At 43.6% G+C, this 18221-nt stretch carries 11 protein-coding genes; 1 reads left to right on the top strand and 10 read right to left on the bottom strand.

Annotated features, from left to right (window positions below):
- Positions 1 to 31 precede the first annotated feature (31 nt).
- From MKX34_RS09830 to MKX34_RS09795, 8 genes are all read right to left on the bottom strand, one after another.
- Complete coding sequence (locus tag MKX34_RS09830; protein ID WP_036679326.1) at positions 32 to 1213, bottom strand: MalY/PatB family protein; 1182 nt, start codon at positions 1211 to 1213, stop codon at positions 32 to 34.
- Positions 1214 to 1472: 259 nt separating this feature from the next.
- Complete coding sequence (locus MKX34_RS09825; RefSeq protein WP_303396587.1) at positions 1473 to 2657, bottom strand: collagen-like protein; 1185 nt, start codon at positions 2655 to 2657, stop codon at positions 1473 to 1475.
- Positions 2658 to 2939: 282 nt separating this feature from the next.
- The gene (locus MKX34_RS09820; protein ID WP_036679320.1) at positions 2940 to 3593 is read right to left on the bottom strand and encodes a deoxynucleoside kinase; all 654 of its coding nucleotides are present in this window, start codon (positions 3591 to 3593) and stop codon (positions 2940 to 2942) included.
- A complete protein-coding gene (locus MKX34_RS09815) occupies positions 3590 to 4213 on the bottom strand; it encodes a deoxynucleoside kinase (protein ID WP_036679318.1) in 624 nt (207 codons plus the stop codon). Before MKX34_RS09815 ends, MKX34_RS09820 begins: the two co-directional genes overlap by 4 nt.
- Positions 4214 to 4708: 495 nt before the next feature.
- Positions 4709 to 5845, bottom strand: coding sequence for a carboxynorspermidine decarboxylase (gene nspC, locus MKX34_RS09810; RefSeq protein ID WP_036679316.1), 1137 nt, complete (start codon positions 5843 to 5845; stop codon positions 4709 to 4711).
- A gap of 10 nt (positions 5846 to 5855) precedes the next feature.
- Positions 5856 to 7055, bottom strand: a complete 1200-nt coding sequence (locus MKX34_RS09805; RefSeq protein WP_036679313.1) for a saccharopine dehydrogenase family protein — start codon at positions 7053 to 7055, stop codon at positions 5856 to 5858.
- A 658-nt stretch (positions 7056 to 7713) separates the two neighbouring features.
- Positions 7714 to 9204 carry a stalk domain-containing protein gene (locus MKX34_RS09800; protein WP_076296059.1) on the bottom strand — a complete coding sequence of 497 codons (1491 nt, stop codon included), beginning with the start codon at positions 9202 to 9204 and terminating at the stop codon, positions 7714 to 7716.
- A 42-nt stretch (positions 9205 to 9246) separates the two neighbouring features.
- A complete protein-coding gene (locus tag MKX34_RS09795) occupies positions 9247 to 10248 on the bottom strand; it encodes a DUF4830 domain-containing protein (protein WP_076296058.1) in 1002 nt (333 codons plus the stop codon).
- A 304-nt stretch (positions 10249 to 10552) separates the two neighbouring features.
- Between MKX34_RS09795 and MKX34_RS09790 the strand changes: the two genes are divergently transcribed.
- Positions 10553 to 12430 carry an LTA synthase family protein gene (locus MKX34_RS09790; protein ID WP_076296057.1) on the top strand — a complete coding sequence of 626 codons (1878 nt, stop codon included), beginning with the start codon at positions 10553 to 10555 and terminating at the stop codon, positions 12428 to 12430.
- A gap of 70 nt (positions 12431 to 12500) precedes the next feature.
- Here MKX34_RS09790 and MKX34_RS09785 read toward each other — a convergent pair whose 3' ends face one another.
- Both MKX34_RS09785 and MKX34_RS09780 read right to left on the bottom strand, forming a co-directional pair.
- The gene (locus MKX34_RS09785) at positions 12501 to 16103 is read right to left on the bottom strand and encodes an S-layer homology domain-containing protein (protein WP_076296056.1); all 3603 of its coding nucleotides are present in this window, start codon (positions 16101 to 16103) and stop codon (positions 12501 to 12503) included.
- Between the two features lie 238 nt (positions 16104 to 16341).
- On the bottom strand, positions 16342 to 18090 hold the full coding sequence (locus MKX34_RS09780) for an alpha-glucosidase (protein WP_081382356.1): 1749 nt from the start codon (positions 18088 to 18090) through the stop codon (positions 16342 to 16344).
- Positions 18091 to 18221 lie beyond the last annotated feature (131 nt).

Here is an 18221-nt window from a genome sequence, read left to right as displayed (position 1 = left end):
GCGGAATCATCAAGCTTCAGTAAATCACCGTTTATTTCTTTGTATAAGCTGCGGCTGCCTTGCAAAAGCGTTCCAATGCCTCAACTAACGTAGATCTCGGACAAGCCAGATTGATCCGCAGATGGCCTTTGCCCTCTGTTCCAAAAACAGAACCTTCATTAAACGCAACTTTAGCCTCTTTGTGCATCAGCTGCTTCAGACCGTCTATTTCCAAGTTCAGTTCGCGGCAATCTACCCATAACAGGTAGGTTCCTTGCGGCTGCATCACATGAACCTGTGGTAAATGCTCCGACAAATAGCTTATAGTATAATCCACATTATCTGATACATATTGTAACAGCTCATCCAGCCATTCTTCTCCGTCGTTGTAAGCGGCTTGTACTGCTCCTTGCGCGAAGAAACTAGCCATATGTAAGCTCAAGGCTTTCATTTTTTGATCAAATTTACGTTTCAATTCCGGATTCGAGGACACGATAAAAGAGGATTGAAGCCCCGGAAGATTGAAGGTTTTGGTCGCGGCAAGTGTGGTTAACGTAATATTGGCAATTTCCTCAGACAAAGATGCAAAAGGAATATGCTCATACCCTGGAAGCGCCAAATCACAATGGATCTCATCAGAGATAACTGTCACTCCGTGGCGCAAGCACAGTTCACCGAGCTTCAACAGTTCTTCTCTTTCCCATACTCTACCGCCTGGATTATGCGGACTGCATAACAGCAGCAGCTTAGCTCCACCCAACATCAGCCCTTCCAACTGCTCATAATCCATCTCAAAGCGCCCATTACGGACGATAAGCGGATTCTTGGCAACCTTCCGGTCATTCATCTGGATGACATCATAGAAGGGATAATAAACTGGCGATTGTAAAATAACCTCGTCCCCAGGCTCAGTAAACAGTTCAACAGAGAGGCTTAAGGAAGTTACAATTCCGGGAGAATCTGAAATCCACTCCGGTTTGATCTGCCAATCATGCCGTCTTTTAAACCATGACGTGATGGCTTCTTTATAAGTATCACTAGGTACACTGTAACCGTAAACTCCTTGTTCTGCGCGGCGCAGAATGGCTTCCTTCACTGCGGGAGGACTTTCAAAATCCATGTCTGCCACCCAAAGCGGCATAATATCCTTCTCACCAAACAACTTCTCGGATTGATCCCATTTGTAAGAGCTAGTATTACGGCGGTCAATTACGCGATCGAAATCATACTTCAACTAAAGTCACCTCATCCTTATAAACTTATCTTTTATTGTATCATGAGGAAAGCGATATGGCATCTTAAGATAGAATCAAAAGAATTCACATAAATAGATGATTAATTTCAAGTCGTTAGACGATAGAAAAACAATAGAATGTTAATAGTAAATACTCTGAATAAAGAGGAGGACCTTCGTTCGTCCTCCTCTTTACAATAATCATAAGTAAAATCACCAATATTAAGGTGACCAACTTATCTATACGAAATACACCTTATTACGCTAATTGTGTAATAACGAGATGTGCTGAAACAGATCTTGTTCCTCCAGCGAGAGGAGTAATAGTAAGTGCAGTAGAGTTACCAGCAGGATTCCGAACGGTCAGGATGGTGTTAATAACCGTTGTTTGCACTATAGCCATTTCTACGATTTGTGATGTACCTGTTGCGCGTCCAACTACAGTATAGGCGAGATCCGCGCCATTAAGAGTCAAGATGAGTTGTCCTGCTTCGGTTACACTAACCTGAAACAACACCTGATAAGTCCCTATTGCTGCTAAATTAAAAGAACTAGGACCCGTTCGTGCAATTGTCGTCCCGCTGGTAGGTCCGTTTTGAGGAAAACTTACGTCTGTGCCCGGTGCTACAGTTGCTGCATTATCAGGAGGCATTAGGGCAAAAAAATCAGCAAAACCTAATACACCTCCTGGTGCTCCGGTTGCCCCCGTTGCTCCTGCTGCTCCCGGTGCTCCCGCAGCTCCTGCTGCTCCCGGTGCTCCGGTTGCTCCCGCGGCTCCTGCTGCCCCCGGTGCTCCAGCTGCTCCCGGCGCTCCGGTTGCTCCCGGTGCTCCTGCTGCTCCCGGTGCTCCGGCCGCTCCCGGTGCTCCGGTTGCTCCAGCTACTCCTGGTGCTCCTGGCGCTCCTGGCGCTCCTGGTGCTCCTGTTGCTCCTGTTGCTCCCGGTGCTCCCGGTGCTCCTACAAAACCTTGTGGTCCTATAGCTCCTGCAGGACCAGGTAAACCTTGCGATCCCTGAGGACCTACAACTCCTTGGGCACCCGGCACGCCTTGGGCACCCTGAGGACCAACGGGTCCCGCTACACCCTGTGGACCAATCGCTCCCGCTGGCCCTGGTTCACCTTGAGGTCCTTGGGGTCCTGGAGGTCCGCCGGCGGGTCCTGGAGGTCCTTCAGCTCCTTGGAGTCCTCGTGCTCCTTGAGCTCCGGGAACGCCTTGGGCCCCTTGTATTCCTTGGAGTCCTTGTGCTCCTTGCGGCCCTTGCGGTCCTGTAGCACCAACGACTGTCGGTGTAGTAACATTCACTTCTGGTGGAGGACAAGTGACTTTTACAATCTTCTTAATAACTTTTCGACGATGTTCTTTTCTTTTTCTTTTCGAAGGAAATACAGTGGCGACTTTTTTCTTATGACACTTTTTATCGTCTGGACAACTCAATGCGTACACCTCCCTATAAATATAGTTCAGTGTACGCATCTTACTAATTTTAGACATGGACCAATAACTAGTTTCTATTAGACTGGAACCTATTTTCATAAAAAAGGGCTAATAAAGTAGGAGGTGGCCCTTAAGTACATTACAATGTCCACACCATTTTTATTTACTTTTCGTATTTTATGATTAGGACAACTGACACTTCCCTATTAGGCCCAAATCATAGATTTGGGTTTTTTTATGAGCACATAAAAAAACAACCCCCAAACCACGGGAGCTGCTAATCATCAACTATTATATTTTATCAACAGGCTTACGAATGGTGTTGCCTACCTTCGTGAGAATATCCGCCATTGATGCCGAGTCATTTACGTCATAATCATCAATGTTCAGACGAAGCACTGGGCAAGCTGTAAACTCATTGATCCATTTCGAATATCTGCCATGCATATGCTCCCAGTAGGATACGTCCGTTTGAATTTCCATCTCGCGGCCGCGTTCATTAATTCGCGCTAAAATAGAAGGAAGACTGCCTTCAATATAAATCAGCACATCAGGGTGCGGGAAATAGGGTGTCATGACCATGGCTTCATACAAGCTTGTATAGGTTTCATAGTCTGTCTTGGACATCGTGCCTTGATCCGCATGCATTTTAGCAAAAATACCAGTGTCCTCATAAATCGAGCGATCTTGAACAAAACCACCGCCCATTTCGAACATTTTCTTCTGTTCTTTAAAACGTTCGGCTAGGAAATAAATCTGTAGATGAAAACTCCATCTCTCAAAATCATGATAGAACTTTTCAAGATAAGGATTATGATCAACTTGCTCCAGCGAGGTTTGAAAATCTAACCTTTTAGCCAAAGCACCTGTTAAAGTGGATTTCCCCACCCCCACGGTTCCTGCCACGGTAATTATGGCGTTAGCTGGGATGTTATATGGATTCATTTCATTAGCTCCTTTATGTGAGAGGCAATTTCGACGAAGTGTTCTGGGTTCTCCACGAAATCGACTGCATTTCCATCTATGGTAATAATAACGGTAGACGGCTCTTGAATCGCTAGAGAGCCCATCGCATCATCATAATCTTCTATCAATTGCTGCAAATACGCAGTATCCATATCCCCTTCAAAAGGGCGTCCGCGTTTGGCGATTCTTTTTAACAAGGTATCGAGATCTGCTTTTATATAGAGAATAATATTTGGCTTCGGCAGGTCATCCGTCAGCACATGATAGATTTGTCGATACTTTTCTCGTTTCGTTCCCTTCAGCGTTCGTTCCCCAAAGATAAGGTTCTTATAAATATGATAATCCGAGATCACCGGTTTACCTTTATCTATGTACTGAGTTACTGTATCTTCAAGCTGCTTGTACCGATTACAGAGAAAAAACATCTCCAGTTGAAAGCTCCAGTCATCCATGTTCTGATAAAATTTAGCCAGAAACGGATTCTCATCCACAATCTCCTTAATAATCGGTAAGTTTAATTCCTCTGCAAGCATCGAAGCTAATGTTGTTTTTCCAGCCCCGATCGGGCCTTCCACTGCAATAAACGGTGCATGTTCCATTGATGCTGACTTCCTCCTCAGATACGGACCCTTCAATAACTAATTTTAAAAAACAGACTAAATTATTGTATCACATGAGACCTTACTTGTGAGCGGCTAATTATGAAGAAACTTTTCCAGTAATACAAGTGTCCAACTGTAAGATAAACGCATATATAAGAGAGTTATTCCTCTGAAAAATCGGTTCGACATCTATCTTCTCCCCACGAGGATGAATCGGACCGAGGAGACTCTATTTCCGAAAAATCGGCTGTTTCAGCATACAATCGGACTCAGTTGCAGCTATTCTACCAAATGCGCCCTAATAATAGTCACTATCCGACCAATAAGAGCTATACAGTCCATAACCTTAGCTAAATGAGCTAATAAACACCAATAGTTGCCATACGGTCCTTTAGCATCACTCCTCTTTTCCTAGATGTCATCACGCATTCAAAGGACTGGAACCATAGCAAAAAAGGTGTCCCTGAAGGGACACCTTTTTAGATCATTCTATTAAGATAAACGTCCGCTGAAATCTTCGAAAGCGAACTGTTTAATTACTTTAATTCCCTCTTCGTCATTGTAGCTGACGATAGCTGGCAGATTCACGCCGTTAAACATATGGTTCTTCACCATAGAATAATGCGCCATATCTAGGAATACGAGTCTATCGCCGTATTTCAAAGGCTCCTTGAAGGAATAATCTCCAATAACATCTCCGGCTAGGCAAGTCATTCCACCTAATCTGTACGTATAAGGATATTCCCCAGGTTGTCCAGCATCGATAATGTTCGGACGGTATGGCATAGCCAGTACATCTGGCATGTGGCATTCAGCCGAAGTATCGAGAATCGCAATGTCCATTCCGTTATGCATAACATCCAAAACGGTAGCTACCAAATATCCAGTATTAAGCGCAACGGCCTCACCTGGCTCCAGATAGATTTCCACACCGTAAGTCTCTTTCATATGCAGAATGCAGCGGACAAGGGTCTCCAGATCATAATCGGGACGTGTAATATGATGACCGCCACCAAAATTAAGCCATTTCATCCCTTTGAGATAAGGTCCGAACTTCTCTTCGACTACCTTGAGCGTACGCTCCAGTGTGTCTGAATTTTGTTCGCACATGGTATGGAAATGTAATCCATCAATTCCCTCAAGCTCTTCAGGTCTAAAGTTAGGGAGAGTTACTCCCATTCTGGAATAATTGTAGCATGGATCATACAGCGGAACTTCGATCTCGGAATACTCCGGATTCACCCGAATGCCGCAGCTGATATGCTTCGGTGCATTTTTCACACGATCCTTGAATCGATTCCACTGGTCAAAAGAATTGAACACAATGTGATCGGAGTATTCAAGAAGCTCATCGAATTCACTTTCCACATAAGCTGGTGCGTAGACATGAACCTCTTTGCCCATTTTTTCATAGCCAAGTCTGGCTTCGAATAAGGAGCTGGAAGTTACGCCATGCAAGTACTTGCCAACTAGCGGATACAAGGAGTGCATTGAGAAGCCTTTTTGCGCGAGCAAAATCTTAGCTCCTGTACGTTCTTGTACAGAATTCATAATCTCAAGATTGCGGGTAAGCAATCTTTCATCTACAAGGTAACATGGTGACGGGACAACGCTGATATCAATATCCATCAATCGCGCCTTAATCTAGCAGCGTTGGCGAGAAATCTTCTTGCCAAGGCAGACCATGTTTATTCAAAGCTTCCATGAATGGATCTGGATCGAACTCTTCTACGTTGTACACGCCTGGTTTCTTCCAGATTCCTTTTATAATTAACATTGCTCCGATCATTGCAGGAACGCCTGTAGTATAGGAAATGGCTTGGGAGCCAACCTCTGCATAACATTCTTCATGATCGCAAACGTTGTATACATAATAAGTTTTTGGCTTACCGTCTTTAGTACCTTGGATGATACATCCAATGTTAGTTTTACCTTTTGTTCTTGGTCCCAGGGAAGCCGGGTCAGGCAGCATTGCCTTCAAGAATTGCAAAGGAACGATCTCTTTGCCTTCGTACATGATAGGCTCGATAGAAGTCATACCCACATTCTCAAGCACTTTCAAGTGAGTCAGGTAGTTCTGCGAGAAAGTCATCCAGAAACGGATCTTCTTCACGCCCTTGATATTAACAGCCAAGGATTCCAACTCTTCATGGTACAAAAGATAAATATCTTTAGGTCCGATTTCCGGAAGATCGTAAACCTTCTTCTCAGAAAGTGGTGCGGTTTCAATCCACTCGCCATTCTCGAAATAACGGCCATTAGCTGTAATTTCACGAATATTGATTTCAGGATTAAAGTTTGTAGCGAATGGATATCCATGATCGCCAGCGTTGGCGTCTACAATATCAATGGTATGGATCTCGTCAAAATAGTGTTTTTGCGCGTAAGCCGTGAACACGCCAGTTACACCTGGGTCAAATCCACTGCCGAGCAAAGCGGTAAGGCCAGCTTTCTCAAATCTTTCTTTGTAAGCCCACTGCCAGGAATATTCGAATTTCGCTGTATCTTGTGGTTCATAATTGGCAGTATCCACATAGTGCACTCCTGTTGCCAGGCACGCATCCATGATCGTCAGGTCCTGATATGGGAGAGCGACATTAATAACGACATCCGGCTCAAAGCTCTTGATCAGTTCAATGACTTCGTCCGTGTTATCTGCATCGAGCTGAGCAGTAGAAATCTTCGTGCGGCCTCCGGCTAATTTATCTTTCAGAGCGTCACATTTCGCGACAGTTCTGCTGGCAATGCAGATCTCTTCAAATACATCCGGGTTCTGGCAGCATTTATGAACAACAACACTTGCTACGCCGCCAGCGCCAATAATTAACGCTTTTCCCAAAATAAAAACCTCCTAAAATTCCATTTGCAAAATCAACAAGGCTGATTATACATAATATTTTTGAATAAATCAATAAAAACCGACAAAAAATGATGTGTTTTGTGTAAAATCTCTAAGAAATCTTGTTAATACTCTTAAATGCTCATATTTCCTCGATTATCCACGTGTATAGATCAGGTGTTTTGCTGGAACAGAGTGGATTTTCAGAAACTAGAGCAACTAGATTATTCTATCACAAGAGGGTTATACTTCATACGATTTATTTTAAAATCAATGAAAAACCTCACCATCCTTTCAACTCCGCGTAAAGACGTACAGTTCCCACCCATTCCGATCAACAGCACTGCAACAAATACAAAGAGGCCGTAATATATACTCTTACCCGTTTTTGTCGCAATATTAATCGTTGTTGCTATGCCCATCCGTTTCGTGACCAGAATTGAACGATCATTGGGATAATTATAAGTTGTCCCATTTTTCCAATATTCATCATCATCCGTATAAATAATCCTCGAAAAGATTCCCGCTTACATTCTTCAAAATCGCATACGCTTTGTTTACCGTTATTGCATTTCCCTCTAAATCTTCTGCGCTCCACGCAAAAAGCTGAACTCTCCAGAAGGAGAATTCAGCCTAAAGCTTCTAATAAATAGTCAACTTATTTATTGGAATTTATTCGAACTGCATAAGCATCTGCATCCCATTCTACCTGCGCCCCCAACATTTCGCTTATCAATCTGAGGGGTACATAAACGCTATCATTAATGAAGACCGGTTTTTGATCTGTTGCTATTACCTTTCCATTAACAGTCGTTTGTCCAGTTACCGAATTCAAGATCAGAGTTGTAGATCCCTTTACAGCGACCACAGCTCTCGATGGAACATCCCAACGAACATTAACTCCCATCTGCTCGAAGACTCCTCTTAAAGGAACATATGTCGAATTATTAATTAGTAGTGGCGGCATAGTCAGTTCCATTTCATTCCCATTCAACAATACTTGAATAGATTTCTTCACGAGCTGAGGCGTATTCACCTCGATCTCTCTGACCCCCAGACCCGTCTGCCCAAATTCATTTGCTCCCCAGGCAAGGACATGACCATCTTTTAAGAGTACATAATGATTTCTGCTCCCTTTAGAAATGGAAACTGCATTCTGAATACCCTTAGACTGTGTAACATTAATCTTGTTCTTATCGCCAACCGTCCACTGCCACACGCTCCCATCCGCCTTCACCGCGGAATCTGTTGTCAGCGAAATGACGTCTGAAAGCCCTGGAACCTGAACAGGCTTTAGAGCTTCTCCCAGATATGGGTCTATGTAATTATTCCAAATCCATACTGTACCATCCCATCTCAATGCTGCCCCATAGAGCCCATAGGCTCCGTCCATATCAACCGCTCTATATTCTCCGCTTCCTTTAATAAGCGTAGGCTTTAAGATTACGCCTTTTTGCGTTCCCAGCGGTTGCTGCGATCCCCACACCCATACCTCTCCACCATTACCAAGCGCCACTGAATTATTCGATCCCGCTGCTATAGATAGGACAGAGGGTAGTCCCTTTACCTGCACCGGGGTTAGCTTGTTTTTCCGCGAATCGTCACCGAGTTCACCTTGTTCATTGCCTCCCCACGCCCAGACCGTTCCATCTTTAAGAAGAGCTAAGCTAAAGGTGCCCCCCGCAGAAACAGCTTTCACATCTGTTAGCCCTTGCACTTGAACAGGCTCTACAAGAATCTTAGAGGACTGTGTTCCAATGCCAAGTTGTCCATGCTCGTTCCCCCCTACTGCCCACACTGTTCCATCGTCCTTCAACATCAAGTTATGGCGATAACCACCTGAGATTTGCTTTACATGATCGATATGCATTTTGACGGGAGTATACGCTGGTGTGGTCGCCCCATTACCAATAGAGCCGTACCCACCACCCCACGCCCAGGCTGTTCCATCCGCAGTGACGGCATACGCACTTCTGTCACCAGCGTCCAGTTGGGTGATGCCAGACAATAATTTCTTTTCTTCAGGTGAATTCACATTATCTGCTGCTGCCACTAAGGGTGAGACCATAGCCAAGCTAAGAACAGTCCCGACAACAACTCTACATATCCGCCTTACCTGCACTTTTGACATCAAACTTTGTTTAAACACTTGAGATCACTCCTTTTATTAATAAATAGATAACGCAACAACTCACGGTCCCGTTCCAAAACCTCCAATCTTCCAGCCGTTAGCGTGTTTGGTCAACACTGCGAAGCGAGTCTCCCGGCCATCTGGGGTATTGAAGACGGGATTTAGTGATTTCATATACAGATCGACCACAATATTTAACGTTGTGCGATCACCGATGTCTTTGATTTCAGAGCCAGTATCATAATCCATCACTTTATAAGAGGTGGGCTTAGCCTCAACAATACTTTCACTGAGAGCATTTTCACCACCAAAACCCGGGTTATAGAGTTGATGCTCTTGACGGTTAACCGTCAATGCAGTGAGTAAGGCATTAGGATTCAAACATGCGCGGGCGCGGGTATGATTACCAACCTGTATAGCCTGAAAAAAAGCATCCAGCAGCTCGAAATGGCCTAATGAGGCTAAATCACCATTCTCACCTTCCTTAGCAAACAAACCTTCTCTCTCCGTCCACTCCTCAAATGTATATCCTGTAATGTCGGTCAAGCTACGCTTCTTAATAGAAGGGCCGATACTTTGAATATTAAATTCCAGCCACGCACCAACGGTATTTCCTGATTGCACAAGCAAAACGAGATTGGAGGGATAAGAAAATTCTTTTTGTTCGCCAGAACCAGGTAAACCATCGACTAAGGAATACCGCTGTACCTCTAGCGTGGCACCCTTCAGGAGGGTCAAATCCAATCCGGCATCTTTAGAGAACTCATTCGCTAATCGCCAGTAAAGTCCCACTGGATACTCCCCCAGCTTAACCTCCCAGTTCTGTGGTACCTCAACTGCAAATGTATCCGGATGGTTCTGAACTTTATAATCCAGTGTTAGCAAAAAGTCTTCGGGAATCATGGTTACTTGAGTAGAAGTCGGCGTTACCTGTGGTACGAACGTTGAAGCTATAGAGCCAGAAGGCTCCACACCAATGGAGTTCTCCCCTTGATTACAACCTGAATTTAAGAGCACAAGAAAACAAATCGTTACCATCGTTATGAACTGCCGCTGGTTCATCTAATTCCCTCCTCTCTAATCACTCCTCTATATTTAGACTGAGGAATATTATACAAAGTTGCGGGAAACTGGAAATTATTAAAATCATTTTATACGCATAGGACCCTGTAGTTTGGGATTGGCGTTGATTTTACCTGCTTATGCGGCATAAATCGCTTGTTGCTTCACTCTAGGACTCTCGTCCACCTTTTGACACTTGATAACTTCGGGAGCATAATAAGCTTCGGCATATTGCAACGGATTTCCATGAAATACAGGTATATGCAGGACCTTGGTGTAATTGCATCAGAGAGGATGATAACGAGTGAAAAAAGATTTTGATATAAAAAACAAACCCTTCCTAGTCTTTAGCTTCGTCCTGCTGCTAAAATGCGCAGTGGCCTGGTTCGTAGTTTTTAGCGACGGTCCTAACTGGAGCATGCTGCTGACAGAGATCCCATTTTTCTTTATCGTATTTGGACTTATTGAATGGATGGCTTCCAAACGAAAATTTCTGTATTACATGATAGCCAACCTATTGATTTCAGTCATATATTTCGCCGTCCTAATGTATTACAAATATTACGGTGTAATTGCTACTTATCATGCCTTGGAACAAGCAGATAAAGTAACTAAGGTGGGAGAAAGCACATACTCGTTGCTGGACCCTTACTATTTGTTCATTTTTGTGGATATTGTAGTGTTCATGTTTTTTATGTTCCGTCCGAAATATATTGCGATCTGGAAAGAAAGAGGTATGAACCGCCGCATGAACCGGACCGCTTTGTTTGGGATCATCAGTGTTTCCTTAGCAGTTTGTGTCTTTAATGTTTGGCCGAATCATGCCAGTATGAACGAGAACAAAAAAGCGGAGAGTATGGGGATTCTTAATTACGAGGTCTATACTATTTTTGCCGATACAAGGGAAACAGAAGAAATAATCGAAAGCAAAGAAATCACGCAACCATCCATTAACGAGACCAAAGGGATTACAGAGCCTATCTCACCGAAGTACTGGGCGGCAGCTCAAGGTAAAAATCTAATCGTGGTACAAATGGAATCTTTTCAGAACTTTTTGCTGGGCCTGAGCATTGACGGACAGGAAGTAACACCCAATCTAAATAAGCTTTTGAAAAGCGAACATTATTTCAATAACTTCTATACTAATGCCGGGCAAGGAACAACTTCGGATGCTGAATTTGTGGTGAATACTTCGTTGTACGTTCCTCATCACGAGGTAGCCACTTCATCCAATTATATGGATAAGGCGCTTCCGAGCCTGCCTAAGCTGATGAAAGCTAATGGATATAATACAGCAACCTTTCACACCAATAGCGTAGAATTCTGGAACCGCAAAACTCTATACAAAGTCCTAGACTTTGATAAGTATTACGATCAAGCGTTCTATGGGGATGGTGATCATATCGCATTCGGTGCTTCTGATGAGGTACTCTATGCCAAGACTGTGCCTGAATTAGTCAAAATGGATGCTAAAGATGATCCTTTTTATGCAATGGTCATTTCTATGAGTGCTCATCACCCTTATAAAATGCCAGAGTCAAAAAATAAAATGACGCTGCCTAAACGGTATGAAGGTACCCTAGTTGGCAACTATATTCTAGCTCAAAATTACGCAGATTATGCAATGGGACAATTTCTGGATCAATTAAAGTCCAGTGGTCTATGGGATGATAGCGTCATTGTCTTTTACGGGGACCATCAGGGTGTATCGCTATATTCCCTTGATGGCAACGAGAAATCGTTAATGGAAGAAATGGTCGGTCACGAATATGGTTATACCGATATGTTCAACGTTCCTTTCATCGTACATGCGCCAGGGGTAGGTCAACCTACGGTCTACAGCCAAACTGGCGGCCAGATCGACATTATGCCAACTGTAGCTAACCTGTTAGGGATTTCAATGAAAGATCAGCTCTACTTCGGAGAAGATCTGATGAACCAACAGACCAACATGCTCCCTGTCAGACACTTTTTGCCTACCGGCTCTTTCATTAATGACACAAGCATGTATTTGACTGGTGTCGATTACGATGATGGAGACAACTTTAATCTAATCGATGGCTCTGAAACAGAGGGCGGTTCGACAAAAGAACAATTTGACGCCGTTCAGCGGCTTCTAAATATGTCTAACAGCTACATTCAACAACTGCCGGATTTACCATCTACGGATAATGCAGAGTAACTATAAAAAGAATGCCCCTCAGCCAAATAGCTGAGGGGCATTCTTGTATTATTTTATAAGTATCTAAAACTTAATTAAGCTTCAACATCCTATCAATAATCACTGCTGCTTGAGCACGGTTGGCAATGTTTTTAGGACCGAAGGTATCCGCAGTCAGACCTTGCACAATACCTTCCTGAGTTAGTAATGCCACCGCTTCTTTACCGTAAGCAGCGATTGTTGCCTGGTCTTTAAAGTTAGCCAAAGCGGCATTTGTATCATTTACCGACTTGCCTTTAAATTTCTTAAGTGCATTGGATACAATGATTGCCATTTCCTCGCGTGTAATCGCACGGTTAGGATCAAACCTTCCATTGCCTACACCGTTAATCAATCCGTTCTTGACCCCGGATGCAATGTATCCATAAGACCAGTCAGAAGCTTTCACGTCACTGAAGGCAGCGGTTGATTTCACATCAAGCAGATCAAAAGCTCGCACGATCATGGTAATAAACTCGGCACGCGTCACCTCTTTAAGCGGAGCAAAGGAATTATCGCTCACTCCTTGCAGGATCCCTTTTGCCGCCAGCTCTTGAATTGCCGATACTGCCCACGCCACCTTACCTAGATCCGTGAAGTTAGAACCTATTGGGTTTGGTGTTGCAGACGGCTGCACAGTTGGAATTGGAGCTGGCGTTGGTGTTGCAGACGGCTGCACGGTCGGTGCAGGTGTTGATGTTACAGATGGCTGCCACGGTGTCGAAGGTGTTGTTGGCTCTGGTTCATTCACCCCGTTATCCATACCATCCTCTTTAGTCGCCGCTGGAGCAGCAGCATAGATTGAATTGGCAAGCAATCTGAATTGATTTTGCGGATGATATTTATTCATCAGATCATTCGCAAATAACGTCACATGGATGTTGTCTGTATTGTAAGTAAGCGCCAATACTTGGTCTTGTGCAGCCTCGTTATTCGGCCACCAGCCTGCTTTGAAAAAGTCAGCTCCTGATCCGTATTTCGCCAAGATCTCTGCGCCTTCAGGCACTTTTGTAATATAAGCCGCGGAAACTGTGTAGAGATATTCGCTATCGGCATAAGGCGCTGTAATTACATTGTCCTGAGAGACCTCAGCCTTAAACAATCCCTCATGAGCATCTTCTTTACCATCCTTATTGACCGGAGTTGAATAGTCCAGTCCAGGGAGGACCTTAAGCCCTTTAACAGTTTTTAGCATCGTTCTTCCATAACCGATAAACGGTTTACCTGTAGCAATCAGATTCGTTCCCGAATTGATTAGAACATCTGCTGCCACTGTATCCGTAGTTACGTTAAAACCAAGATCCTTCAGCATAAATGCAGTCGCTCCTGCAATAGCTACCTTAGGAGCCTTAAGCAATTTACCCGTTCTGTTCTCTGCAGCACTAAACGGCACAATATCCAGCAGATATTTAGACGATACCGTTCTAAGATTGGATCTGGAAACAAGGAAACTTCCCTTCTCGTAGCCTGTACCCCCATTCTCCAGCAGTGTCACTGCCTTATGGTTGGCTAGCAGCTCATTCACAGCTTTTATCGCATCATTGTTGCTGTTTTTAATCACATAATTTTGCTCGAACGGAGATTGATCCAGATTCGTACTAGGGATCGTTACACCGCTAACCTCTTCTGTCTTCCCAGTGAATGCTCCTACAGAACGGCTAATATATCGGTCAAAACCACGCATAGCCGAGAAATTCTGTACCGTATCGGAATACATCTCATTAAAATCCGAGACATCTAGTCCATCATACAAGACAAGATTCGCATAACCTCTTTTGGCTTGATGCATATTCACCACATAGGTTCCAGCCGGATAGACTACAGAATCTACAGTTACACTGGCTGTTGTCCGTTCTACTTTCACATTGTTACGCAGTAGGTACTGAACCATTTTGTAGGTTTCCAGATCATTTTTTTGCAAATCTTTTGCAACCGGAAGAATGTAATACTCAGGGAAGAAATTCGTATTCTCATCTACCCCTGGACGTCCAATAGACTCATTCTGTGCATTGATTAGATAATCTTTAACAGCAGCATTAGTATTCTCATTTTGGATACCCCGTTTGAAGATTTCCAATTGATTCAGGAACAGTTCCTGCTTGTTGTTGATCACATAATCGGTGGCCCCCAAAGCCGCATAATAAAAGGCATCCAGTGAATCTTCATTCAATTCAGGCACTTCAATGGTATGCCCAAGTGCTCCTTGATGCATGGCATATACAGCTGTGTAGGCTGGCGAAGCATCATCCCAACCTGTTGCATTCGTTCCTTTATAGTTCGGATCCTGTTGTGTTTTTTCGTATTCTTCATAAGGGATATGGTAGGAATCATATTTTGTATTAGCAATCCCCGCCTTACCCATGGCATTTGCTTGCTCAAGCATACTTGGCATTACAAGATCATATTCAATGTTAGGATCATGAGGTGGTGTGCAAGGCTCAATCAAGAAGCCACTTACAAATCCATGCATGTCCAAAAACGTAAGCGGCGTCCACTTAGCAATTTGTGCAGTTACCGCTTGTGTCTCAGGTTGGGTCTGGTAAGAGTTGTCCCGATTTGGATCAAGCAGCGTTGAAGTTTGACGCGTGTTTAACGCGCGACCGTCAGGATTCTCTACATAATCAAGCAGGAAAATCACATGGTCAAGCGCTTCGTCGATGTTCAGAACTACCTTTTTCGGATTTCCATTCTCATCAGTGGTATCATAGGTGACAATTTGCTGTGTCATCAGCGTATCCAAAAACTTAATGATTACATCGACACCATTGGCTTCATCGGCATGAATGTTATTCAACCAAATAGGTACCTTATAATTCTGCAGATCCCCGTCGTTAATTTTCTTTTGCAGGGCTTCAGGATCATTCATCATAAGCGGTAAGGTCTCGTTCAAATATTGATCTACTGAGGACTTATCCTTAGCAACAATAGAGAAATGAATGGCACGACCTTGAGTTGAGGTCCCAATTTGCTGATACTCTACATATCGATCATATTTATTATTGCTTTCAGCAGTAATCCTATCGATCGCAGGTTTAATCTCATCATATGTATGATAGGTTTCATATGGATTTAGTTTGACTTGCTGCTCTACCAGCACATCTCCAGCAGGTAATGTCCCGATTAGATTATAAATTCCCACTCGTTTGACGTACTCTGCACGTATACCCGTTAGTGAGAGATTCTCTCCGTACAGCAAATCAAAATGAATTAAAGCCTTTACTTTTGAACCTGAGATCGGCTCATATGTCACTGTTACGAAAGGATTACCTGAATAATCTTTCGCATCTTTATTCCATTTTTTCCACTCTGCCAGCGGCTTCATCTCTTCCGCCGTTCTGCCAAAATTCCAGATGATATCTTGAGGCGATGCCCCATCAGGAAGATCTAAAGTCAATTCTAATGTTCTAGCTTCCGTCATAGAAGCTTTGTATACTTCTGTGGAAACTGTCGCCGCTATTTGTTCATAGACAGCAGTCGCTACCGTAATTTGTTCTGAAGAAAGCACCGCTGGGTCAGCTGTGTTCTCCGTAGAAACCGGAGCAACAACCGCCTGCGGGTTAATTTCGGTTGCAACTTCACCTGCATATGCAGCTGGAAGCAGACCCGACATCATAAGTGTAAAAGCTAGTAATAAAGATAGTATTCTCTTGGACATTTTTTACCTCCTATAATTTTGTCTACTTTCACCCCAAATTGAATGAATATACACTTATATGAATCTGTATTCATAACATAATATAGTATTCTATTAATTTTGGGAACAAAAATAATAGAAAAAATAATATTTTTATACGACTTGCCTAGGTAAGCGTATTCATTTTGTGCAAGAGTCCTACACTACCGCAACAAAAAAAGCGCCCGGATAACCGGGCGCTTTGAATTACAATAATATATTAAACTGTTTCTGGAAAAGAAGCTTCACTTAACTCTTGTGCAGGTACAAGTTCACTGCTCCCCTCTTGCTCTACAGGTGCGTTAACCAGCATATACACACGGGACTCGTAAGGCCGTAATGCGACAGTCTCAATCGGCTCCGCAGGATCAACCTCATAGTTATGCAAGAGCAACTCACTAGTATCAAACTCCAATTCAAATGGAAGGTCAAACAGCGCTTCCTCTGCTGTCAGGTTAGACATGACCAGCAGTTTTTCATTTCCAAGCGTCCTAGTATAAGCATAAATACGTTCATCTTCAGGCAAAATGAGATCATAAGTCCCGTAAACAGTAACGGGATTAGCAGCCCGAAGAGCGATAAGCTTTTTGTAATGATGATAGATGGAATAAGGGTCCTGCTTCGCCCGCTCCACATTGATTTCCGTATAATTCGGATTCACCTTCATCCATGGCTTGCCGCTGCTGAAACCAGCGTTTTCAGAGTCGCTCCATTGCATTGGTGTTCTAGAGTTGTCCCGACCGTTCTTCCAGATTACCTCCATGACTTCCTCATGTGATTTACCGGCTTCAGTCTCCAAACGATACAAGTTCTTCATCGCCACATCATCGTAATCATCCATTGATTCAAATCTTACATTGGTCATCCCAATTTCTTGACCTTGATAAATAAATGGTGTTCCCTGCATCAGGAAATACATCGTAGCCAACGATTTAGCTGACTCTTTCCAATACTGGCCATCATTTCCCCAAGTAGAAACTGAACGCGGCTGGTCGTGATTTTCGATGAACAATGCGTTCCAGCCTCTGCCCTCAAGACCTTTTTGCCAACGGGAGAGAGCTGATTTTAGCTGCAGAACATCCAATCCACCTGTCACACTCTTATTCCAAAGAGCTAAATGCTCGAATTGAAAAATCATATTAAATTTGCCTTGCTCTTCACCCACCCACGACTCCGCCTGATCAACATTTACACCACTCGCTTCGCCAACCGTCATGATGTCATATCGGTCAAACGTCTCCTGCTTGAGCTCCTGCAAGAAATCGTGAATCCCTTCACGGTTCATGTGACCATCGCCAGACGGAACATACGGAAGATTCTGTGGATTCGGCAGATCGGGATGTCCGGTGATTTTTTTAATATGTGAAATGGCATCCACCCGGAAGCCGTCGATTCCTTTGTCCAGCCACCAGTTGACCATGCTATACAATTCACGGCGCACCTCAGGATTCTCCCAGTTGAGGTCTGGCTGTCTTTTGGAAAATACATGCATAAAATATTGCTCTGTGGCGGGATCAAGCTCCCAAATCGAACCGCTGAAAATACTCTCCCAGTTATTCGGCTCCTCCCCGTCCTTAGGATCACTCCAAATATAATAATCCCGCTTCGGATTATCCTTGCTTGAACGTGCTTCAACAAACCATGGATGTTCGTCCGAAGTATGATTAATCACTAGATCCAGAATCAGCTTCATGCCTCGTGCATGAACCTCGTGCAGCAGCTGATCAAAGTCGGCCATGCTGCCGAACTCCGCCATAATATCCTGATAATCCGAAATATCATAACCATTATCATCATTTGGGGATTTATAAATAGGACAGATCCAAATGACATTGATGCCAAGCTCCTGCAAATAATCAAGTTTAGAAATGACTCCTTGCAGATCCCCTACACCATCACCATTGCTGTCCATAAAGCTCCGTGGGTAAATTTGATACGCCGTGGCTTCTTTCCACCATGTTCTGTTCAATGCATGCAGCTCCTTCGTATTCATATACCCTTCACAGGAAAATTTTTTCCCGAAATTCATTAAAATTAATAATTTAGTTATTGTTTTTAGCAAAAATCCAACTTTATCGTTCAAAACAAGCTTTTTTCAAG

Origin of the sequence: Paenibacillus sp. FSL R5-0636 (assembly GCF_037974255.1) — a bacterium.
Classification (GTDB): domain Bacteria; phylum Bacillota; class Bacilli; order Paenibacillales; family Paenibacillaceae; genus Paenibacillus_AQ; species Paenibacillus_AQ odorifer.
Note: the sequence above shows the minus strand (reverse complement) of the source record. Positions and strands in the feature narration are given on the sequence as shown.